Origin of the sequence: Pseudomonas sp. NFIX10 (genome assembly GCF_900111955.1) — a bacterium.
GTDB lineage: Bacteria > Pseudomonadota > Gammaproteobacteria > Pseudomonadales > Pseudomonadaceae > Aquipseudomonas > Aquipseudomonas fluorescens_AA.
Window position 1 is genome coordinate 13,435 of the sequence record NZ_FOKH01000031.1, and the last position, 21,724, is coordinate 35,158.

At 60.3% G+C, this 21,724-nt stretch carries 15 protein-coding genes; 12 read left to right on the forward strand and 3 right to left on the reverse strand.

Annotated elements, in window-relative coordinates; genetic code table 11:
• Positions 1-58 precede the first annotated feature (58 nt).
• Positions 59-385, forward strand: a complete 327-nt coding sequence (locus BM321_RS23440) for a hypothetical protein (RefSeq protein WP_092445046.1) — start codon at positions 59-61, stop codon at positions 383-385.
• A 154-nt stretch (positions 386-539) separates the two neighbouring features.
• Here the strand turns inward: BM321_RS23440 and BM321_RS23445 are convergent, their stop codons facing one another.
• Complete coding sequence (locus BM321_RS23445; protein ID WP_072404481.1) at positions 540-980, reverse strand: carboxymuconolactone decarboxylase family protein; 441 nt, start codon at positions 978-980, stop codon at positions 540-542.
• A gap of 195 nt (positions 981-1,175) precedes the next feature.
• On the opposite strand from BM321_RS23445, the gene BM321_RS23450 reads away from it, so the two are divergent.
• The 3 genes from BM321_RS23450 (at position 1,176) to BM321_RS23460 (ending at position 3,661) form a co-directional block, all read left to right on the forward strand.
• Positions 1,176-2,609 carry a MocR-like pyridoxine biosynthesis transcription factor PdxR gene (locus BM321_RS23450; RefSeq protein ID WP_092445048.1) on the forward strand — a complete coding sequence of 478 codons (1,434 nt, stop codon included), beginning with the start codon at positions 1,176-1,178 and terminating at the stop codon, positions 2,607-2,609.
• Positions 2,610-2,730: 121 nt separating this feature from the next.
• The gene (locus BM321_RS23455; RefSeq protein ID WP_092327806.1) at positions 2,731-3,024 is read left to right on the forward strand and encodes a putative quinol monooxygenase; all 294 of its coding nucleotides are present in this window, start codon (positions 2,731-2,733) and stop codon (positions 3,022-3,024) included.
• A 232-nt stretch (positions 3,025-3,256) separates the two neighbouring features.
• Positions 3,257-3,661, forward strand: a complete 405-nt coding sequence (locus tag BM321_RS23460; protein WP_092445050.1) for a cupin domain-containing protein — start codon at positions 3,257-3,259, stop codon at positions 3,659-3,661.
• A gap of 184 nt (positions 3,662-3,845) precedes the next feature.
• Here the strand turns inward: BM321_RS23460 and BM321_RS23465 are convergent, their stop codons facing one another.
• Positions 3,846-8,714 carry an NAD-glutamate dehydrogenase gene (locus BM321_RS23465; protein WP_092445052.1) on the reverse strand — a complete coding sequence of 1,623 codons (4,869 nt, stop codon included), beginning with the start codon at positions 8,712-8,714 and terminating at the stop codon, positions 3,846-3,848.
• Between the two features lie 440 nt (positions 8,715-9,154).
• On the opposite strand from BM321_RS23465, the gene BM321_RS23470 reads away from it, so the two are divergent.
• A complete protein-coding gene (locus tag BM321_RS23470; RefSeq protein ID WP_092445054.1) occupies positions 9,155-9,508 on the forward strand; it encodes a hypothetical protein in 354 nt (117 codons plus the stop codon).
• A gap of 95 nt (positions 9,509-9,603) precedes the next feature.
• Here the strand turns inward: BM321_RS23470 and BM321_RS23475 are convergent, their stop codons facing one another.
• A complete protein-coding gene (locus BM321_RS23475; protein ID WP_092445056.1) occupies positions 9,604-11,757 on the reverse strand; it encodes a WG repeat-containing protein in 2,154 nt (717 codons plus the stop codon).
• A gap of 243 nt (positions 11,758-12,000) precedes the next feature.
• Here BM321_RS23475 and BM321_RS23480 point away from each other — a divergent pair, with 243 nt between their 5' ends.
• From BM321_RS23480 to BM321_RS23510, 7 genes are all read left to right on the forward strand, one after another.
• A complete protein-coding gene (locus tag BM321_RS23480; RefSeq protein ID WP_092445058.1) occupies positions 12,001-13,026 on the forward strand; it encodes a LacI family DNA-binding transcriptional regulator in 1,026 nt (341 codons plus the stop codon).
• Positions 13,027-13,203: 177 nt separating this feature from the next.
• A complete protein-coding gene (locus BM321_RS23485; RefSeq protein WP_092327797.1) occupies positions 13,204-13,986 on the forward strand; it encodes an apurinic/apyrimidinic endonuclease family protein in 783 nt (260 codons plus the stop codon).
• Positions 13,979-14,959 (forward strand): sugar kinase, encoded by a 981-nt coding sequence (locus BM321_RS23490; RefSeq protein WP_092445060.1) that lies wholly within the window; start codon positions 13,979-13,981, stop codon positions 14,957-14,959. Before BM321_RS23485 ends, BM321_RS23490 begins: the two co-directional genes overlap by 8 nt.
• A gap of 85 nt (positions 14,960-15,044) precedes the next feature.
• Positions 15,045-16,343: an MFS transporter gene (locus BM321_RS23495; protein WP_092198274.1), complete on the forward strand. Its 1,299-nt coding sequence runs from the start codon at positions 15,045-15,047 to the stop codon at positions 16,341-16,343.
• Positions 16,344-16,357: 14 nt separating this feature from the next.
• Positions 16,358-17,335, forward strand: coding sequence for a 2-hydroxyacid dehydrogenase (locus BM321_RS23500; RefSeq protein ID WP_092445062.1), 978 nt, complete (start codon positions 16,358-16,360; stop codon positions 17,333-17,335).
• Positions 17,336-17,912: 577 nt separating this feature from the next.
• Complete coding sequence (locus BM321_RS23505) at positions 17,913-19,085, forward strand: YcaO-like family protein (RefSeq protein WP_256573474.1); 1,173 nt, start codon at positions 17,913-17,915, stop codon at positions 19,083-19,085.
• Between the two features lie 34 nt (positions 19,086-19,119).
• Entirely contained in the window at positions 19,120-20,835 is a 1,716-nt protein-coding gene (locus tag BM321_RS23510; RefSeq protein ID WP_092445064.1) for an ATP-binding cassette domain-containing protein, read from the forward strand.
• Positions 20,836-21,724 lie beyond the last annotated feature (889 nt).

Sequence of the window (21,724 nt, forward strand, 5' to 3'; positions counted from 1 at the left end):
GCACTAGACTGATGCCCTGACAACGCACCGTCCGCTGCGACGGGCCAGGAGGTCGCAGATGAAACAGTGGATGAACATGATGGCAGGCCTCGGGCTGGTCATGGCCTTGCCCGGGGCCCAGGGTGAAGAAGCCCCCGCCTGTATCGAGGTGACCGTGGGCGATTACAAGACCCCCGACTACAACTGCCTGAGCCGGCAGATGGGCAACGCCCCCCAGGCCGCGAAGGCGGCGCAACGGGCCCAGGACGCCATGAACGTGCCGGTCAACGAACGCGCCCCGAACAGCATCGGCCTGGCCACCCCGGCGGCCACGGGGGTGCGCATGGGCAATACATTCGGCACGTCGGTCAAGCCCCAGCGGCCGCCGACGCCCGGTGACAATTGACCTTTGCCCTACATCAAACCGCGTTATCGTTCATCGCGAGCAAGCTCGCTCCCACATTGATCCGGGAGAAACACAAAACGCCTGTTCAGACCAATCCCATGTGGGAGCGAGCTTGCTCGCGATAGCGGCCTGCCAGGCGCTAAACGACTGAAACTCAGCCACCCGGACTCTGGCGAAAACTCACCGCCAGCCGGTTCCAGCTATTGATGGTGCTGATCGCCAGGGTCAGGTCCACCAGTTCCTCCTCGCTGAAGCAGGCCCGGGCCTGGGCATAGACGTCATCGGGCACCTGGCTTTCAGCCAACAGCGTCACCGCCTCGGTCCAGGCCAGGGCGGCGCGTTCGCGAGCCGTGAAGAAACCGCTGTCGCGCCATACCGCCACCGCGTAGAGCCGCCGCTCGGTCTCGCCCTGGCGTCGCGCCTCCACCGAATGCATGTCGGTACAAAAGGCACAGCCATTGAGTTGCGAAGCGCGGATCTTGATCAGGTGCAGCAGCGCCGGTTCGATACTCAAGCGACTGGTCAGGGCTTCCAGGCCGATCATGGCTCGCATCGCCCCGGGGGATGCAGTGTAGTAATCCAGACGCGGGCTCATGGCGGGCTCCGTGGTATTCGAGGCCTTCACGGTAGGCCCTGATGCCGGGCAATGACAGGTCCAATTCGGCGAAAAAAGCGGGGACAAGTCCAATGGACGGGATTTTCCCTACGCAACTTCTATGCAGTCGCACAATGCGGGTAATCTTGCGCCTTTGACGCTGGCCGCCGAACAATCGCCCAGGAGCTTGCGGGTATGGAACTTCATGTCGTCATCAACGGCCGCAAGGACCTGTCGGGCCAGTTGTATCAACAATTGCGCAGCGCCATCGAGAGTGGCCGCCTGGCCGCCGGCACCCAACTGCCGCCCAGTCGCCTGCTGGCCGAGCAACTGGGTGTCTCGCGCAAGACCGTTTCCGACACCTACGCCCAACTGACCTACGAGAACTTCCTCACCGGCATCATCGGCAAGGGCACCTACGTCAATGCGCGGCCGGCCAAAGTGGTACGCAAGCAAAGCCACCGCGAACTGGCCGGTGCCGAGGTCGTCGAGGCCTGGCGCACCATGCCGGACCTGATGCGCCACCCCACTCTCGAAGGTGCGTTGCGCTACGACTTTATCGGCGGCGCCACCGGCAAGGGCCAGTTTCCGCTGGACGACTGGCGGCGCTGCACCGCCCACGCGCTGCGCCAGATCGCCAGTGCCAAGGGTTTCTACAGCCAGCCCGAAGGCCTGCCGTCGCTGCGCAGTGCCATTGTCCGGCACATCGCGTTTTCCCGCGGGGTCAATTGCCAGGACGAAGACGTCGTGGTGTGCAACGGCGCGCAACAGGCCCTGGACCTGATCTCGCGGGTGTTGACCCGTCCCGGCAGCCTGGTGGCCATGGAAGATCCGGGTTATCCGCCGGCGCGCTTGTTGTTCGGCTCCCAGGGCGCCACGGTGGCCGGGGTGCCAGTGGACGAGCAAGGCATGCGGGTAGACCTGATCCCCGACGGCACGCGGTTGATTTATGTGACGCCCTCCCACCAGTTCCCCCTGGGCATGCCCATGAGCCAGGCCCGCCGCGAGGCCTTGCTGGCCCGAGCCTATGAGCTGGGGGCGATCATCATCGAAGACGACTACGACAGCGAATTCCGCTACGAAGGCCGGCCCGCCGATTCATTGCAGAGCCTGGATGAGCGCGGGATCGTCGCGTACGTCGGCACCTTCTCCAAGACCCTGCTGCCGGAGCTGCGGCTCGGCTACGCGATCCTGCCGCCGGCGATCCTTGAGGCGGTGATCCTGGCCAAGCGTCTCACCGACCAGCACACCTCCACCCTGCCCCAATGGGCACTGGCCAAGTTCATCGCCGAGGGCTGCCTGCTCAAGCACATCCGCCGCTGCCACACCCTGTACGCCGGGCGTCGCGAGCGGATCCTGGCGCGCATGGCCGGGGACTTGTCGCCCTGGTTCGAGGCCGTGCCCACCACCGCGGGCTTTCATATGGCCGTGTTGTGCAAGGTCCCGGTGGACCTGGCGCTGGTGATCGAGCTGGCGAAAAAAGCCGAGGTCGGGCTCTACGGCCTCGATGGTTTTTTCAATGATGTGCCCGTGCGGCCGGGCCTGTTTTTCGGTTTCGGCGCGATCGAAACCCTGGACATCGACATCGCCCTCGACCGTTTACGCGACATTCTGCAGCAGGTGGCCTGAGGATTGGACTGGGCATTTATCCGCCCATTGGCTGTTTGAGCCTCGCGCCGCCAGGCCTATCCTGCACGGGTGTCATTATTCGTGAACACCTCTGTCCGACTTGATTCAGGAGTCTGAAACGATGTCTCGCCAAGTGATCAATACCGTACAGGTGCAAGCCGCCGCCGGTCGCTCGGAAGAACTGGGCCGGCAATTGCAGCAAATCGTCGAGACCCTGCGCGCCCAGCCAGGCTGCGATGCCTACCTGGTCGACCGTTGCCCGGACGATGGCGACCGCTGGAACGTCAGCGCCCGCTGGCACTCGGAAGCGGCCATGCAAGCCCACTTCAACTGTCCGGAAGTGCAAGGCTTCATCAGCCTGATCGACAACCGCCTGGCTCGAAGCGTGGATTTCAATAGCTTTCCGGTTGTCTGAAAGGCGCCGTTTTATTCCTGCCCGGCCAGATTGTGGTGAGGGGATTTATCCCCTCGCCACAACGGTGCAGGCCAGCTAATTGCACTGGCCAGCCCGCTGTAAATTCGTACTCACCCATTGGTCTACCCACCTTCCGAAAGATTGGACGTTTGTTTGCCCCACCCTGGGGCTTAGGGTGAACCCATCGCCGCTCCAGCGCGAAATCACTCGAAATCACCAAGGTCCATGCCCCATGAAAACCCTCTATCTGATCGCCACCCTCAGCCTGCTGCCCGTTACCCATACCTACGCCCACGAAGCCACGCCTTCGGAGAAGGTCACGGTGTTGCAGGAGCAACTGCTGAAAAACGTTCCAGGCAAAAAAGCCATGATGCTGACCGTCAACTATGCCCCCGGCCAATCGTCCATTGCCCACAAACACGAAGGCACGGCCATGGCCTATGTGCTGGAAGGCTCCATCACCTCCCAGGTCAAGGGCGAGCCGGCGAAGACCTACAAGGCCGGGGAGTTCTGGTATGAAGCGGCGGGCTCCGAGCACCTGGTGTCGAAAAACGCCAGCACGAGCCAACCGGCGAAATTGCTGGTGTTCATGGTGATGGGAGAGGATGAAGCGGTATTGATACCGCTGAAGAACTGACAGTCGCACTACAAGCCATCCTGTGGGAGCGAGCTTGCTCGCGATGGCGGTGTATCAGTCAAGTTCAATGTCGCTGACCCACCGCTATCGCGAGCAAGCCCGCTCCCACAGGGGGCACAGTGAATCCTGAAAGCAAAAAAAGCCCCGCATCTCTCAATGCGGGGCTTTTTCATTCAACGCCGGATCAGTTGGCCGTCACGACCGCCTGACCACTCAACGCCAGGTCCAGCAGTTCGCGGTTGGCAACCGCGTACATGGCGTAGTCGGTACCGCTGGCGGCACGGATATCCACCAGCATCGCACGCCAGCGCTCGACCATGCTGTGATGCCGCTCCAGCCATAGCGCCAGGCGGGTTTCCACGTCCTGGGACCCGTCGCCCTCCTGCAGAACCGAGATGGTGATCGCCCGTTGCTGCCAGTCGATGTCGTCGCGGAACGCTTCACGGGCCAGTGCCTGCCAGTTGTTTTCCACCGGCAGTGCGCTGATCTGTTGCAGGTACCAGGTGATGTCCAGGGCGCTGCCCACGGCGAAGTAAGCCTTGGCCACATCGGCGGCGTTCTGGCCGGTGACGTCGGACGCCTCGATGATCGGCAGCAAGGTGTACAGGTGCGTGGTGCCGGCAACCATGCGCGCCAGCAACTCCGGCACGCCAGCGGCCACATAGGCCTGGTAACGGGTCTGCCAGCCTTCACGGGTCGGACCTTCCAGCAGTTCGTCGAGCTTGAGGCCCAACGCGGCCAGGTGCGGACCGAAGTGAGCGACGTCACGGGCCGCGTTCTGCTCGTTGCGACGGCTGCGCAGGAACCAGCGCGTGGCGCGACGCCCCAGGCGCATCAGCTCGTCCATCAGCTCCAGTTGCACGTCGGCCGACACCTGGTGGTCCAGGGCTTCGATCTGCCGGAACCAGTGCGGGAGGTGGAAGATATCGCGCACGATCACATAGGCACCGGCCACGTTCGCCGGGCTCATGCCCGTCGACTCCTTGAGCCGTTGAACGAAGGTGATACCCATGTGGTTGACCAGGTCGTTGGCGATCTGGGTGCTGACGATCTCGCGTTTCAGGCGATGGCGACGCATGGCCTCGGAGAACTTGCTGACCAGCGTCGGCGGGAACGCGGTTTCCATGTCACGGGTCAGGTAATCGTCGTCCGGTACCAAGGAGTTGAGCAGCGCTTCCTTGAGATCGATCTTGCTGTAGGAGATCAGCACCGACAGTTCGGCACGGGTCAGGCCATGGCCCGCCGCGACACGTTCGGCCAGTTGCTCTTCCGTCGGCAGGAACTCGATGGCGCGGTCCAGCTTGCCCCGGGCTTCCAGATCGTTCATCAGGCGCTTGTATTCGGCGATCCGCACGAAGGCGCGGCGTGCCGCCAGGGACAGGGCCTGGGTCTGCTTGTAGTTGTTGCCCAACACCAGGCCACCGACTTCGTCGGTCATGCTCGCCAGCAACTGGTTGCGTTGCTTGTCGGTCATGTCACCGGCCTGCACCACTTCGTTGAGCAGGATCTTGATGTTCACTTCATGGTCGGAGCAGTCCACGCCGCCCGCGTTGTCGATGAAGTCGGTGTTGGTGGCGCCGCCATGCAGGCCGAACTCGACACGACCCAGTTGGGTCATGCCCAGGTTACCGCCCTCGCCCACCACCTTGCAGCGCAGTTCGTTGCCGTTCACGCGCAGCGCATCGTTGGCCTTGTCGCCGACATCGGCGTGGCTTTCGGTGCTGGCCTTGACGTAGGTGCCGATACCGCCGTTCCACAACAGGTCCACCGGCGCCTTGAGCAAGGCGTTGAGCAACTCGGTCGGGGTCAGTTTGTCGGCCTTGATGTCGAAGCGTTCTTTCATCTGCGGCGAGATGGCGATGCTCTTCGCGCTGCGCGAGAAGATACCGCCACCTTCGGACATGATGCTGGTGTCGTAGTCGGTCCAGGCCGAACGCGGCAGATCGAACAGGCGCTTGCGCTCGGCAAAGCTGCTGGCGGGCTCCGGGTTCGGGTCGATGAAGATGTGCAGGTGGTTGAAGGCCGCGACCAGTTGCAGCTTGTCGGACATCAACAGGCCGTTGCCGAACACGTCGCCGGCCATGTCGCCGACGCCCACCACGGTGATGCTGTCTTCCTGGACATTGATGCCGCGCTCGCGGAAGTGGCGCTGCACGCCGACCCACGCGCCCTTGGCGGTGATGCCCATTTTCTTGTGGTCGTAGCCGGCCGAACCGCCGGAGGCGAACGCATCGCCCAGCCAGAAGCCGTAGTCGATGGCAATGCCGTTGGCGATGTCGGAGAAGGTCGCCGTGCCCTTGTCCGCGGCGACCACCAGGTACGGGTCATCGTCGTCATGACGCACGACGTTGGTCGGCGGTACCAGCGCGCCGTCCTTGAGGTTGTCGGTGATGTCCAACAGGCCCGAGATGAAGATGCGGTAGCAGGCGATACCCTCGGCCGCGATCTCGTCCCGGCTCCCGCCCAGCGGCAGGCGACGTGGCAGGAAACCACCCTTGGCGCCCACCGGCACGATCACCGAGTTCTTCACTTGCTGGGCTTTCACCAGGCCCAGCACTTCGGTGCGGTAGTCTTCTTCACGGTCGGACCAGCGCAGGCCACCGCGGGCGACGTTGCCGAAGCGCAGGTGCACGCCTTCGACCCGTGGCGAGTAGACGAAGATCTCGAACTTCGGTACGGGCTTGGGCAGTTCCGGGATCAGGTGCGGGTTGAACTTGAAGCTGAAGTAGGACTTGTTCTGGCCGTTGGCGTCGGTCTGGTAGAAGTTGGTCCGCAGGGTGGCCTTGATCAGGTCCAGGTAGCGACGCAGGATGCGGTCTTCGTTGAGCACCTGGACGTCGTCCAGGGCCGAGAGGATCGCCTGCTCCAGGCGCTGCTGCTTGTCTTCCAGGTCATCGCCGCTGAGCTTGCGCGCCAGGTAGAAGCGGGTCTTGAACAACCGGGTCAGTTCGCGAGCGATGTCGGTGTGGTTGTTCAGGGTGCTGGCGATGTAACCCAGGTCGAAGCCCAGGCGGATCTGCTTCAGGTAACGGGCGTAGGCACGCAGCAGCGCCACGTCGCGCCATGGCAGGCCGGCGGTCAGCACCAGGCGGTTGAACGCATCGTTCTCGGCATCGCCACGCACGATATGGACGAAGGCATCCTGCAAGGTGTCGTTGAGTTGCTGGATGTCCAGGTCCAGGCCTTCGGCGGCGGTGAACGCGAAATCGTGAATCCAGAACTCGCGGCCGTTGGTGTGGCGCAGGCGGTACGGGAATTCACCCAGCACGCGCAGGCCGAGGTTTTCCAGGATCGGCAGCACGTCGGACAGCGCCAGCGGCGTATCGGCGTGATACAGCTTGCAATGCAGCTCGCGCTGGCCGGAGACCTGGCCCAGCGGCTGGTAGAAGCTCATGACCAGCGGGTTCTTTTCGTTCAGGTTCAGCAGGTGCTGCATGTCGACCACGGCCGAGTGCGCGGCAAAGCGCTCGCGGTAGCCGGCCGGGAAGCCTTTCGGGAAATCCGACAGCACGTTGGTGCCCTGGGCTTCGCCGAAGCTTTCGATGACCAGGCTGGCGTAGTCGTCCTTCCAGCTGCGGCAGGCCTGGACCACTTCCTTTTCCAGCAAGACCGGGTCGATGTCGAGACGGTTTTTCGGGTCCACCCGCAGGATCAATTGCACACGGGCCAGCACGGATTCGGAGAAGAAGGTCCAGAACTCGCAGTCCGAGGCCTTCAGGCGATCCATCAGCACTTGCTGGATCTTCTGGCGCACTTCGGTGGAATAGATGTCACGTGGCACGTAGGCCAGGCAGTAGCAGAAACGGCCATACGGGTCTTTGCGCAGGAACACACGGATCTTGTTGCGTTCCTGGATCTGCACGATGGACATGACGGTGCTGAACAGCTCGTCCACCGGGGTCTGGAACAGGTCGTCACGGGGCAGCACTTCGACCACCTGGGCCAGTTCCTTGCCCAGGTGCGCCTTGGGCTGGAAGCCCGAGCGGCGCTCGATTTCCGCGACCTTGCGACGGATGTACGGGATGACCCGCACACTCTCGCCATACACCGAAGAGGTGTACAGGCCCATGAAACGGCATTCCTTGATGACCTTGCCGCTGGCGTCGATTTCGCGGATCGACACGTAGTCCGGGTAGGCCGGACGGTGTACGCGGCTCGGGTGCGCGGCCTTGGCGAACGACAACAGCGTCGGCTCGCGCAGGTAGGCGACGGCGTAGTCTTCGATGCGCAGGTCTTCGGCGGTCAGGCCGGCGCGCAGCAATTTGGTCAGGCCGAGGAACGAGTCGGGATCGTACTCGATGTGACCGCCGTCGGCCTCATCGCGCACCACGAACTCTTCGTAGCCCAGGAAGGTGAAGTGGTTACCCACCAGCCATTCCAGGAAGCTCTTGATCTCGCTCTTTTCATCAGCGTCGATGGCGTAGGCGCTGCTGTCCAGACTGTCGAGGATTTCCTGGACCTTGGCTTTCATCGGTTCGAAATCAGCCACGGCCACGCGCACTTCGCCCAGCACTTGCTCAAGTTCCTTGCTCAGGACGTTGAGTTCGGCGGCGTTGGCGCAGCGGTCGATTTCCAGGTACATCAACGACTCTTGCAGGATGTCGTCGCCCTGGGTGCCTTTTGGCAGGATTTCCAGCAACTCGCCCTTGCTGCCGCGACGCACGCTCAGCACAGTGGTTTGCAGGGTGTGGATGCTGTAGCCGCGACGGTTCAGCTCGGTGCGGACCGAGTCCACCAGGAACGGCAGGTCGTGGTGCAACACTTCCACGGCCGTGTGGGTCGACTGCCAGCCGTGGCGTTCGTAATCGGGGTTGTAGACACGCACCTGCGGTTGCGTGTGATCGAAGCGCTCAAGCAGGCGCCAGGCAGACAGGGTGCAGCCGGCGAGGTCGGACAACCGGCGTTGGGTAAGTTCATCGAGGGAAATGATGCCGAAGAATTGTTCAGCGAACAGCGCCACTTGTGGCAGTGCCTGTTCACTGATGTGCTGCGCCAGTGCCGCTTGCAGTTGGTGCTGGAAGTCGGCTTTGCTGGCTGCGGTGAAGAACGCCATCTGTGGTACTCCGCTTGGGCTTGTTATTGATGAAAGCGTCGCGTGCAACCCCTTGCGGGGCTGTCGGCCACCCCGTTCCTGATTCTCGGGCAGAGGAAACAGGATGACAGGTGGGTGAAGCTGGACAGGACCCGCAGGTCACATCCTTTTCCATGTAATTTCATGTCATGGACACCTGCAAAAACCACCCTGGGGTGGCCTTGGCAGGTGCACATCCGTTGCGCAGCTTAACGAGTGCGACAACCTGCCTGCTTGCAGCGCTGCGACATATTCGGTCATCGGCTAGCGGTACGCCTCGAACAACCCTAGCAGCCTGCGGGACAAACGACACCTGGCGGCGTTAAATCGGCCTGGATCCAGCTAACCCAGCAGAAATTCTCCCAGGCTGGCAAAATCCCCTTTTCGTACCCGCAGGACTCATCGAGCCAGGAACCATCACCATGCAAATGACCACCGCCCTTCTGATCGCCAACCCGTGTGATGAAGAAGAAGACAACATGGCCATGCTCTGCTGCCACAGCGCCCAGGGCGAAATGTTCCTGATGACGCGCTACCCCGACGAAGACGAACTGGAAATAGCCCTCGATGGAGAGCCTTCGACACTGGACGGCGTCAAGGTCACCCTCAGCCCGACCCGCTTGCTGATTGAAATTGCGGCAGCGGATGCCGATGCGCTCAACGGCGACAATGTGCTGGAGATCACCCACGACACCGATGCGGCGGACCTGGCGGAAGTGGAACTGACACTGCAGAACATCCTCAAGGGAACAGGGACCTATATAAGCCAGCTCTGAGATCCGGACACGAACACGCTCCTGTGTCTCGCTCGACAGTTCCTGCACAACCAGCGGGAGCGAACTCCCTCGCCATCGGATCAGTGCATCAGCCTTTATTCGTCTGTCTTCACTAGATTGCCATCGGCGTCATAAACCAGGTACTCGCCACTGTCATTCGGATCCCTCACGTAGTAACGAGCCTCATTGCCGTTATCCGGCACGTCCAGGCTGGTGTAGGACCCCAGTTCCTTGATCACCTTGTTGTCCCGGCTGATCAAGACCAGGCCGGAACCAGCATCGGCCCGGATGGCCGCGGCGTAGTGGGTCTGGAACGCGCTGATCTGGTTGTAATCCAGCGGGACCTGCAACCTGCCCGCCAGGTCGATGGCACCGTAGCGGCCATCGCGTCCGACCACCGCCATGCCGTTGGAAAACGGCGTTACTTCGTCATACGGCAGCTTGATGGGTAGCCGCGCGCCCTGGCGATCGATAAAAGCGAATTTCCGGCTTTTAGTATCCTGCACCAACAGCGGTTGTTGCCCGACAAACCGGCCTATCACGTTGTCACCCTGAAGGTTGATCCGTTTACCTTGCAGGTTGAACACGTCTTGACGACTCCGATCGGCGGAGCTGGCGTAGAGCAAACCCTCCCGGTACTCGATACCCGAGAACTGCGTCGGCAGGATCTCTTTGCCGTCCAGGGTATAGGCGCCGTACAGGCCTTCCATGGCATCGGTTCGCTTGCCGAGACGGGCGACGAATACGTTGTCGGTCACGGTAGGGTCGACGAACTTCATCGGCAACACGAAACGATGACGCTTGGCATCGTAGAGCCCATAAGGGCCGTTGATTTCGCGCTCCACCAACAGCAGGCCACTGCTCAACGCCTCGGTGATGTATTCGAACGGCAGCTCTACGAGCGTGTTGCTACCGGCGGGGAAATAGGCGAGCTGGCTGCGCAACGCCTGCCACTCCGACTCCGGGTCGCTGGACTTCTCCGGGGAAAACAACGCGTAGGTATCGGCCATCTGGCTATCTTGCACCTGCACCCAACGGGGCTTGATCAACCACTGGCCAGCCTGATCGATGAAGCCATAGCGCTCGGCGCTCCGGTCCAGGGCGATGTAACGCGCTTGTGCTGCAAGGACATTGTCGACCTGGGCGAACTCAACGGTGTTGTCTTCCATCGGATCGAGCACATGGATGACGATACGTTGCGGGGTGGCCTCGAATCGATAGTCGACCTCGGTGTTTTTCAACGGCCCCACCTGAGCGGCCAGCGCCTCGGTCAGGCGCTGCAACTGCTGTTGCACCGCCTGGCCGGTCTTGAGCTGCTTGAGATCGTCCTTGGTCTGCAGCAGCGCGTTGTAATACTCATGCAACGCCGCGATATCACTATCGGAGGGGAACGCCCGGGCGTTGTTCCCGTTGCTGTAGAGCGCCCTGCCCGCATCATCCAGCCCCTGTACCACGAAGGTGGACAATTTCGGCGTACTCAACCGCACGGACGCGCTGTCATCACCCAAGGCAGTGAGCTGGAAGGACTGGCCGTCGTCCAGGGTCACTTTGGGGTGATCCTTGTCCAGCACCACTTTCTTGAACGCCGGGTAGCTGCGATAAGCGACCGTGAGACCAAGACTCGCCAGAGATTTGTTCACCGACAGGGCGAAGGTGTCATGGGACGAGATTGTGTCGTCGGACTCGACCTGGGGCGACACCTTGAGCTCGGCGAAGGCTTTTTCGCTGCCATCGCGAAAACGCAAGCGCTGCGGCAGGTACTGCTCGGCCGCCGGCTCCTCCGGCGTGGCGGCGCGCTTCCAGAGCGGATCGAGGCGGCTGGTGTCGAGCCGTACCTCGGACCCCTCGGCAAACAGCCGCTGGGTAAAACGCAGGCCTTGGATCGACGCCAGTTCAGCCTTCAGTTGCGCGCTGGTGAACGGGACAAACAGCGGCTCGTATTGCAACGGCTGCTCGACTTCGGGCTCGGTCGTCGAAAGGGTCAGGCTCAATTGCGCGCCACTGATCAGCTCCAGGGACCTGAGGGTTTCACCGGTGTCCTGAATCAAGTAATTGAGGCGTTTTTCCACCTCGGGCGCTGCCAGCGTACCGATGTCTTCCAGGCCTCCTTGGTTCAGTTGCTCGGCGGCGAAACCTTCATCTACCGGCGCGCCGCTGTGGCGAAACAGGTAATAGGACGCACAGCCCACCACCAACAAGATCACACTCAGTATCGACAGCATTCTCACACGAGGCTGGGTAAAGTTCATGGTGGTTTCGACAGTCAAAGGGCTGGGGAGGAAGGCAGCTAAGCACACGGCCTTGCGCGCTGCAAATCCCCTGGGTGGCCCGGCGCTGATGAAAGTCTGTCTGGATCGTCGCCACTGTCCGACGCAAGCGAACCACCGCCGGTCGTGCCCCCGACACGTCGCCCTTGACGACCGATTGGGTTCTGGTGTTTCCTGAAACCGGTTTCAGAGCCGCTAATAAATCCAATAAGCAGGTTTCAATCCGTGAATTCTTTCTCCGCCGCCCAGCGCAGCCGCGTAACCATGCTTGATGTCGCCGAACGCGCCGGGGTCTCCAAGGCCAGTGTCTCGCGTTTCATTGGCGAAGACCGTGCCCTGCTCTCCGAGGCCATCGCCCGGCGCATCGAGCAGGCCATCAGCGAGCTGGGCTACCGGCCGAACCAGATGGCCCGCGGCCTCAAGCGCGGGCGCACGCGCTTGATCGGCATGTTGGTGGCCGATATCCGCAACCCTTATTCAATTGCCGTGATGCATGGCGTGGAAACCGCCTGTCGTCGCCATGGCTATAGCCTGGTGGTGTGCAACACCGACCGCGACGACGAGCAGGAACGCCAGCACCTGGCCTTGTTGCGCGCCTACAACATCGAAGGGCTGATCGTGAACACCTTGGGTCACCACCGTGACGAACTGTTCGAACTGCGCAGCGAAATGCCCCTGGTGCTGGTGGATCGCAAGGTCGATCGGCTCGACAGCGACCTGGTTGGGCTGGACAACCCGGCGGCCATCGAAATGGCCCTCGATCACCTCGAACAACGGGGCTACCGCGATCTGTTGCTGGTGACCGAACCGTTCGACGGCACCAGTTCGCGAATCGAGCGGGTCGAGAGTTTCAAGGCCGGCATCCAACGACGGCCTGCCCTGGCCGGCACCGTGGTGGAAACCTGCGATCAGTTGACTACGCGTATCAAGACCTTTCTTGCCCAGCCTGGCCATGGCCCCAAGGCGTTGTTCTGCGCCAATGGCATTGCCGCCCTCGCCGCCACGACGGTGTTGCGCGAGCTGGGTTGTCACTTGTTCGACGATGTGGGCCTGATCGCCCTCGATGACTTGGATTGGTACCCCTTGGTGGGCAGCGGCATCACGGCCCTGGCCCAACCGACAGCGCAGATCGGCGCCAGCGCGTTCGAATGCCTGCTCAAGCGCTTGCGCGGTGACAACGGGCCGGTGCGGACCCTGGATTTTGCGGCACGGTTGATTGAGCGTGGGTCGACGCGGGGGAATCTTCGGTGAGTGTAAAAGCCCTATCGCGAGCAAGCTCGCTCCCACACGGGATCTGTGGCGCACTGAAGATCCCTGTGGGAGCGAGCTTGCTCGCGATGAGGCCCTGAAGCACACCCCTTTTTTTGAACGCTTTTTTTAACCCTTTTTTTGAACAAAACTGAAACCGGTTTCAGAGGTACAACAACAATGCACAACCCACCCGTCTCCATCAGTCTTTCCAGCTACGGCGCCGACCTGGTGCGGCAGCATGGCCAAGGCCGTTTCATCGATCTGTTGGCCGCCGCCGGTGCCTCGCGCATCGAATGGCGCGAAGAATTGCTCACCACCGAACAGCCCGCTGAACTGGCCGCCGCTGCCCGGGCCCAGGGGCTGCAGAGTATTTTTTCGTCCCCCCTGGAACTGTGGCTCCCCGGCCAGTCCAGGCCCAACCCCGCCCTGGCGCTGACCCTGCAACGCGGCGAGGCGTTCGGTTCGACCTGGCTGAAAGTCTCCCTCGGTCATTTCACCGACTCCAATGACCTGTCGGCGCTGGCCCAGGTGCTCGCCGCCAGCCCGGTGCAGTTGCTGGTGGAAAACGACCAGACCTTGCAGGGCGGGCGGATAGAACCGTTACAACGGTTCTTCACCGCAGTGGAGCACCAGGGGCTGCCCGTCGCCATGACCTTCGACATTGGCAACTGGCAATGGCAGGACCAATCGGCCGCCGTGGCCGCCCGACAGCTCGGCCGGTATGTGGCGTATGTGCACTGCAAGGCCGTGGCCCGGCGCGCCGACGGCAAACTCGTCGCCGTGCCTCCGGCCATGACCGACCTGCACGTGTGGGAACAACTGCTCAAACACATGCCCGCCGGCGTGATGCGCGCCGCCGAGTACCCGCTGCAAGACGATGACCTGCTGCAATTGACCGCCAGCCATGTCGCCACCCTGTCCCGCCTCGGGCAATCGCGCCAGGAGCCTGCCCATGTCTGAGTTCGATGTGTTGTCGTTCGGCGAAACCATGGCAATGCTGGTGGCCGATCAGCGCGGTGACCTGGCCAGCGTCGACCAGTTTCACAAGCGCATTGCGGGGGCCGACAGCAACGTGGCCATCGGCCTGTCGCGGCTGGGCTTCAAGGTGGCGTGGCTGAGTCGGGTCGGCGCCGATTCCCTGGGGCGCTTCGTGACGCAGACCCTGGAAAACGAGGGCCTGGATTGTCGCCACGTGGCGGTCGACCCGAAGCACCCCACCGGCTTCCAGTTCAAGTCCCTCACCGTCGATGGCAGCGACCCGCAAGTCGAGTATTTCCGGCGCAGCTCGGCGGCCAGTCATCTGTCGATCAGCTCCATCGCGCCTGCGCTGCTTGAGGCCCGTCACGTGCACGCCACCGGCATCGTCCCGGCGCTGTCGGGCACGGCCCGCGAGATGTCCTTCGAATTGATGAGCCGTATGCGCGCGGCCGGCCGCAGCCTGTCGTTCGACCCTAACCTGAGGCCAAGCCTATGGGGCAGCGAGTCGACGATGATCACTGAAATCAATCGCCTCGCCGCCCTCGCCCACTGGGTCTTGCCGGGGCTCGGCGAAGGCCGGCTGCTGACCGGCTTCGACGACCCGGCCGACATCGCCGCGTTCTACCTGGACCAAGGTGCCGAAATCGTCGTGATCAAGCTCGGCGCGGACGGCGCCTATTACCGCACGGCGCTGGACCAGGGCGTCATCCCCGGCGTGCCGGTGGCCCACGTGGTGGACACCGTGGGCGCCGGTGATGGCTTCGCCGTGGGCCTGATCAGCGCATTGCTCGAAGGCCAGGCCATCACCGAGGCCGTACAGCGCGCCAACTGGATTGGCAGCCGCGCGGTGCAGAGCCGTGGGGATATGGAAGGGTTGCCGACGCGCCTTGAGTTATTGGCTGAATTTGAAACCGCCTATCGCGAGCAAGCTCGCTCCCACAGGGGATCGAGTTAGCCCCTGTGGGAGCGAGCTTGCTCGCGATAGAGCCACCACAAACGCACCTGCTGCAACAAAAACAACAAGCTCAGGAGTCAACGACATGCAAACGCTCAACCTCGCCACCCGCCGCTGGTGGTACATCATGCCCATCGTCTTCATCACCTACAGCCTGGCCTACCTCGACCGGGCCAATTATGGATTTGCCGCCGCCTCGGGCATGGCCAAGGACCTGATGATCACCCCAGGGCTTTCGTCGCTGCTGGGCGCCCTGTTTTTCCTCGGCTACTTTTTCTTCCAGGTCCCGGGGGCGATCTACGCGCAAAAGCACAGTGTGAAGAAGCTGATCTTCGTCAGCCTGATCCTCTGGGGTTCGCTGGCCACCCTGACGGGCGTGGTCTCCAATGCCTACTGGCTGATCGTGATCCGTTTCATGCTCGGGGTGGTCGAGGCCGCGGTGATGCCGGCGATGTTGGTGTACCTGTGCCACTGGTTCACCCGGGCCGAACGCTCGCGCGCCAATACCTTCCTGATCCTCGGCAACCCGGTGACCATGCTGTGGATGTCCGTGGTCTCGGGTTACCTGGTGCAGCGATTCGACTGGCGCTGGATGTTCATCATCGAGGGCCTGCCGGCGGTGCTCTGGGCCTTTGTCTGGTGGCGCCTGGCCGATGATCGCCCGGCCCAGGCCAAGTGGCTCAGCGACCAGGAAAAACATGATCTGGAAAGTGCCTTGGCCGCCGAACAGGTCGGCATCAAGGCGGTGAAGAACTACGCCGAAGCCTTCCGCTCTCCCAAGGTGATCATCCTGGCGTTGCAGTTTTTCTGCTGGAGCATCGGCGTCTACGGGTTTGTGTTGTGGTTGCCGTCGATCCTCAAGGCCGGCCTACAGATGAACATGGTCGAGGCCGGGTGGCTGTCGTCCTTGCCGTATCTGGCCGCGGTGATCGGCATGCTGGTGGTGTCCTGGGCGTCGGACAAGGCGCAGAAGCGCAAGCGTTTCGTCTGGCCGCCGCTGCTGATCGCCTCCATCGCGTTCTACGCCTCCTACCTGCTGGGGGCCGAGCACTTCTGGTGGTCCTATGGCTTGCTGGTGGTCGCCGGCGCCTGCATGTACGCGCCCTACGGTCCGTTCTTCGCCATCGTTCCGGAAATCCTCCCGGCCAATGTCGCCGGCGGCGCCATGGCGTTGATCAACAGCATGGGCGCGCTGGGTTCGTTCGGCGGCTCGTACCTGGTGGGCTACCTCAACGGCACCACTGGCTCCCCTGGCATGTCCTTCCTGCTGATGAGCGGCGCCTTGCTGCTGTCGGTCGTGCTGACCCTCGCCCTCAAGCCCGGCGCCAGCGACCGGACCGTCTCCCACCCCGCGACGCCAAACCCGGCGCCCGCCCGTTCCTGAATCGAGACCCATCCATGAAAAAGCACGTGGTGTTGTACAAAACGCTGTCACCTCAATTGATGGCTCGCCTGCAAGCCCAGGCCCAAGTCACGCTCATCGAACGCCTCGATGCCCAAGGCCTGGCACAACTGCGCGCCGCCCTGCCCACGGCCCACGGCCTGCTGGGCGCCAGCCTCAAGCTGGATGCGGCGCTGCTGGACCTGGCGCCGAACCTGCAAGCCATCGCCAGCGTCTCGGTGGGGGTCGACAACTACGACATCGACTACCTGACCGAACGCCGGATCCTGCTGACCAATACCCCGGACGTGCTCACCGAAACCACCGCGGACACCGGTTTCGCCCTGATCCTGGCAACCGCCCGGCGCGTGGTGGAACTGGCCAATCTGGTGCGCAGCGGCGGCTGGCAACAGAGCATCGGCCCCCGTCATTTCGGCATCGACGTCCATGGCAAGACCCTGGGCATCATCGGCATGGGGCGCATCGGCGAAGCCTTGGCCCAGCGCGGGCACTTCGGCTTCGGCATGCCGGTGCTCTACCACAGCCATTCGCCCAAGCCCGCGGTCGAGCAGCGTTTCAACGCACGCTATTGCAGCCTCGAAACATTGTTGCAGCAGGCGGACTTCGTTTGCCTGACCTTGCCCTTGACGGCTGAAACCCAAGGGCTGATCGATGCGCAGGCGTTTGCCCGAATGCGTCCCGAGACCCTCTTCATCAATATCTCCCGAGGCAAAGTGGTGAACGAAGCGGCACTGATCGACGCCCTGCGCAACGGCCAGATCCGTGGTGCGGGGCTGGACGTCTTCGAGCGCGAACCCTTGAGTGCGGATTCGCCGCTGCTGCAACTGGACAACGTGGTGGCGACACCGCACATGGGCTCGGCCACCCAAGAGACCCGGGAAGCGATGGCGCGCTGTGCGGTGGACAACCTGTTGGCGGCATTGGCGGGGGAGCGACCGGCGAATCTGGTGAATGCGGGGGCGTGGGTAGGCTGACGTATTGCCGCCTTCGAATATGCCATCGCAAGCAGGATCGCGATGGCAACCGTGTCCATTCAGACCTGCACGCAACACAACCTTCCCCGGACACCCCCGCCTTATAACACCTCTGCAGCCTTGTCGGATGGCCCTTTTCGATCCGTTCTTAAAATAATATAAACATTCCAAACGACGAAAACAGTAGCGAGAAACAATGCTTTCAACAAACCAGCTACATTCCTACATCGCCCTCCTACTCAACAGCAAGAACAAACCTACGACAGCCTCGGAAGTCCCGCAATAGCCTTCATCCCACCTCAATGTTATTAATTAATCACTTGCGAACACACGCAAGTTGGGCACTCGCGTCGCGACACCCATTAACTACATTGGAGTAAATCGACATGGGCAGGAAACGCTCTGAAATAAATAATACCTTCTTTGGTCTGCCACAGGCATTAGGTTTTTCTGAAGGCCTCCTCGAAACGGAAGCCGATTTTTTTGCGTCACTGATCAATTAAACCAGTGACCGATTAAATATCGGCGAACAGATGCCGGAAGGATCTCCTTCCGGCATCTACTAGCGGAGATCCATATGTCTGAACGAGAACTAGCACCCACCGAAGCGCTATTCAATATCATGTCCACGCTTCATACACTGGGCCTCAGTGCAGTAACACGGTACACGACACCATCCAAGCTGGTAGCGACGGCTGAGTTGTTTGATGGCAACGATAATCTAGTTGAATCGGGGGCTGGCAAGGGACCAGACTCACTCATAGGCGCACTGGCAGAAAGCATTGAACACTTCAGCACCTTTCAGCCGCTTGCTGATTCTCCCCCACGGTATCGCTCCGATAAGATAGCTACTCAAAAAGCCGTCACAGAAGATGGGATTTTTACCAGCCTGCCTCACACCGGAAAATTAATCGAATGCTATAGGCTTACGTCGCTCGACAACAATGAAGAGTTATTCGCCCCTTGCGCCCTTCTATGCCCTGAAACGACGCAATCCGTCCACGAAGATTCGAATTCCGCATTGCATTTTCTATCTCGCTACTCATCAAACTCAGGAATTGCTTTTGGTTGCACAGAGAACGAAGCACTGTTACATGGCACGAACGAAATAATCGAGAGGCATATCCTGTCTCTTTTCTATATGACTATCTGTGGCCTCGGCCCGGCAATAGAACTGTACATACCTTCTACCGCTTTGCTTGAAACAGCGCTGAGGGGTCACCCCTCTGCCTTGGCATCAGTGAGAAAACTGCGAGTGATTATTATCAAGGATGTGCTGTCAGTTTATTTTGCCGTGGCATTTCCCAAAGCAGGCCCTGGACCTCACCATCTTTCACCCATTGGCTCCGGATGCTCACTTGAAATCCATACTGCAATCCAAAGGGCAGTAACTGAACAGTTCCAGTCCGAGGACTTATATGATGCAACTGAAGAATCTATAGATAGAGAAGCTTTTGATTTACTATCTCAATCAAAGCACCTTAAACATCTAATTGACTTCGCACCAGTCACAAGTGCGACACTTCCTATTATTGATATTCCTGCGCACACCGGCTCCGTGACAGTTTCCGCACAATTAGAAACACTGCAAAAAAACCTATCAAATACAGGATTGAAAATATTCCGTCGAACCGTAGCCCGTTTTTCAAGCAACAGCCTTGTCACTCAAGTTTATATCCCAGGACTTGAGCGCTTCAATATCATTCGAAGCGGTCGCTTGGTGGCGCCTCAGCACGTGTTGCGCGGTTGAACTACCGAAACACGAATCGACCAGGAGCGAGTACATGCACAGCATCCGCACAATGATAAAAAACGCCTATAAAAAACACACCAAACTCCTAGCAGTGACCATAGTCACGATCATCGCACTCAAACTCATCACACTCGCCCCGCCACTGTTACTTGGAACCATCATCGACACCCTGCAAGGCAACAGAAACCCAGCATCCAGCACGCTGCTCGCACTGACGACAGGCTTGATTGTCGCGGGATGTATTCATGCCATCATCACTCCGCTGCAAATCCATGCGCTGTCCAAGCTGGTACAAAGCATTATCATGAATGCGTCCATCGAGTGGATCACCGAACTCATGGGCAAGGAGTTTTCGTTATTCAATTCCTGGAGGATCGGCCACTTCATCAAATCGGTCGAGCGCGGAATTACTGCTCACGAACAACTGCTAACGTTCATTGTGACCATTGCGCTCCCCGTACTCTTGGAGTTCCTAGTTGTTGGGGCGGCTTTTATTTATATTGGGGGCAGTGAAATCTTTTTGAGCATGACGGCGTTCGGAATCATCTATCTGGCTGCTACCCATAAAATCATCAGATGGCGGAGAAAGCACATCGATGCAGTCAATGAACAGGAAGATGAATTAAGTGCCCACCTCTACAACACCCTCAACGCAGGAAAAGTCATAAAACTGGAAAGCACCATACCTACGGCCCTGCGCCCGTTGAACGCGGCGTTCGGAGGCTATGCCAACGCTGCGGTGACTACAGCATCATCGGGCGGCCTGCTGAGCACCGCCAAGATACTGTTCATCAGCCTTTCCACTGGGGGATTGCTCTACTGGGGCGTCGTGGACCAACTGTCGGGTCAGCCCAGTATCAGTGTCGGGCAGTTGGTTGCCATTTTTTCAATCGCGGGGAGCTATCTGCTCAGTATTTCGACCTTGACTGAAGGGTATCGTGTTCTTGATCAGTTCCTTGCAGACCAGCATCAATTTCAAGGTCTGCTATCACTTCCGGATTTCGATCGCAGCAATCGGCTGGCGTGGGTCGATTTCCAGCGGTCCTCAGTCCTGGAACTCGGCCCCTGCGAAGTGGCAGGAGCAGGACCGCTTCGCCTGTCGATCAAGCGCTCCCTGGCATTTACTCAAGGGCAGTCAGTGGCCGTTACGGGCCCTAGCGGTGCAGGCAAAACCACTTTTCTGGAAGTGCTCGCCGGACTTGATGCATCAACGCGAGACCAACTGAGTATCGACTCGGCACCGGTCTCACTTTTGACCGGTCAAGCTCACCTGGACGCCTTGAGATACTGTCCCCAACAACCACGGTTTCTGGAAGGCTTTTTTGAACAATCGGTTCTGTTCGGAGGCAACGCATCGCCGATTTTGTCCAGAGCCATACGGCAACTGGAGCTGGATGAGATCGTGGCAACACGGCAGATCAGCGAAAATGCCGCGAATATTTCCGGAGGTGAAGCCAAACGCCTCTCGCTGCTGCGCCTGATCAACAAGCCCGGAAAATTCAATATGTTCGACGAGCCAAGCGCATCCATCGAACCCAGGCTGACCACGCCCCTTTGGGACCTGTTATTCGACGTTTTTGCCGGTCAGGGGTTGATATGTGTCACCCATGACGTTGACCACCTGCATCGGTTTGACCGGGTCATTGTGATGCATGACGGGGCAATCGTGGACGATGGTCCGTGGCGGGAGTTGGTCGACAGGCCTGCGGTCAGGCTGCTGGTGGATGAGATTCGGATGCAGAGCTAGCGAAACAGGGTGGTGGATCTGCTGCCGTCATCGCGAGCGGGCTCGCTCCCACATTGGGGCTGTGGCAACACCCAGATTCTGGGCCCACCACAGACTCTGCGGCTTGCCCAGGATTTAAGGAATGTCACAACTCCGTTGTGGCGAGGGAGATCCCGCAGCCTGCGATGAGGCTGCGCTGTCGCGCAGAGAACATGCCGATAAATCGGCAAATAATTTATCTTTAAAATCGATGAGATAAATTTTTGTTCTATAAGAGCTTGCTCCCGCTCGGCTGCGCAGCAGTCGCAGACCCGGCGAACGCGGTGTGTCCGGAAAACCGCGCCGGCACGGTTTGAGGCTGCTGTGCCCGAAGCGTCGGACCGTCCCAGCGGGAGCAAGCTCCCTCGCCACAGGGTTAATGTGCTTGCCCGATGGTATTCGCTCTGGATCAGAGCGAATACCCATCCACTATCTTTTTTGAAACCGGCTTCGCGCTTGATAGCCGGTTATATGGCCTCATCATTAATGTATTCATTGATCAACGCCTCGACTTCATCCGCTGACTTGCAGAACCCGGTAATCGGCTCCCCATTCGAGTCCACTCCTTGAAATGTATTGTCATAGGGCTGATAGGCAGGGTCGTATTGACGAATTATGTACCCTTTGAAGGGACGATCTTTTGGGTAGTCCATAACAGTTCCCTCTCGTTATTGGGATGGTTCTTCAGGTGCTAACCTGATGCCGGCTAATCTATAACTCGTGCCAAATTGAGCGTCTACTGTCAGGACTGACAGGTACCGACAAGCTAACGTCGTTCCCTTCACACGAACCAACGGCCGGAATTTCGTCCGACTGTTGTCGCAGCTCCAATGTGGGAGCCTGCTCCGGGCGGCGACTTGACGATAGCGGT

Bases quoted from the DNA above. Each gene is read 5' to 3' on its own strand.
- BM321_RS23455 (WP_092327806.1), top strand. From the start codon at position 2,731: ATGTCTCGCCAAGTGATCAATACCGTACAGGTGCAAGCCGCCGCCGGT.
- BM321_RS23470 (WP_092445054.1), top strand. From the start codon at position 9,155: ATGCAAATGACCACCGCCCTTCTGATCGCCAACCCGTGTGATGAAGAA.
- BM321_RS23490 (WP_092445060.1), top strand. From the start codon at position 13,979: ATGTCTGAGTTCGATGTGTTGTCGTTCGGCGAAACCATGGCAATGCTG.
- BM321_RS23445 (WP_072404481.1), bottom strand. From the start codon at position 980: ATGAGCCCGCGTCTGGATTACTACACTGCATCCCCCGGGGCGATGCGA.
- BM321_RS23485 (WP_092327797.1), top strand. From the start codon at position 13,204: ATGCACAACCCACCCGTCTCCATCAGTCTTTCCAGCTACGGCGCCGAC.
- BM321_RS23495 (WP_092198274.1), top strand. From the start codon at position 15,045: ATGCAAACGCTCAACCTCGCCACCCGCCGCTGGTGGTACATCATGCCC.
- BM321_RS23450 (WP_092445048.1), top strand. From the start codon at position 1,176: ATGGAACTTCATGTCGTCATCAACGGCCGCAAGGACCTGTCGGGCCAG.
- BM321_RS23465 (WP_092445052.1), bottom strand. From the start codon at position 8,714: ATGGCGTTCTTCACCGCAGCCAGCAAAGCCGACTTCCAGCACCAACTG.
- BM321_RS23510 (WP_092445064.1), top strand. From the start codon at position 19,120: ATGCACAGCATCCGCACAATGATAAAAAACGCCTATAAAAAACACACC.
- BM321_RS23500 (WP_092445062.1), top strand. From the start codon at position 16,358: ATGAAAAAGCACGTGGTGTTGTACAAAACGCTGTCACCTCAATTGATG.
- BM321_RS23440 (WP_092445046.1), top strand. From the start codon at position 59: ATGAAACAGTGGATGAACATGATGGCAGGCCTCGGGCTGGTCATGGCC.
- BM321_RS23460 (WP_092445050.1), top strand. From the start codon at position 3,257: ATGAAAACCCTCTATCTGATCGCCACCCTCAGCCTGCTGCCCGTTACC.
- BM321_RS23505 (WP_256573474.1), top strand. From the start codon at position 17,913: ATGTCTGAACGAGAACTAGCACCCACCGAAGCGCTATTCAATATCATG.
- BM321_RS23475 (WP_092445056.1), bottom strand. From the start codon at position 11,757: ATGAACTTTACCCAGCCTCGTGTGAGAATGCTGTCGATACTGAGTGTG.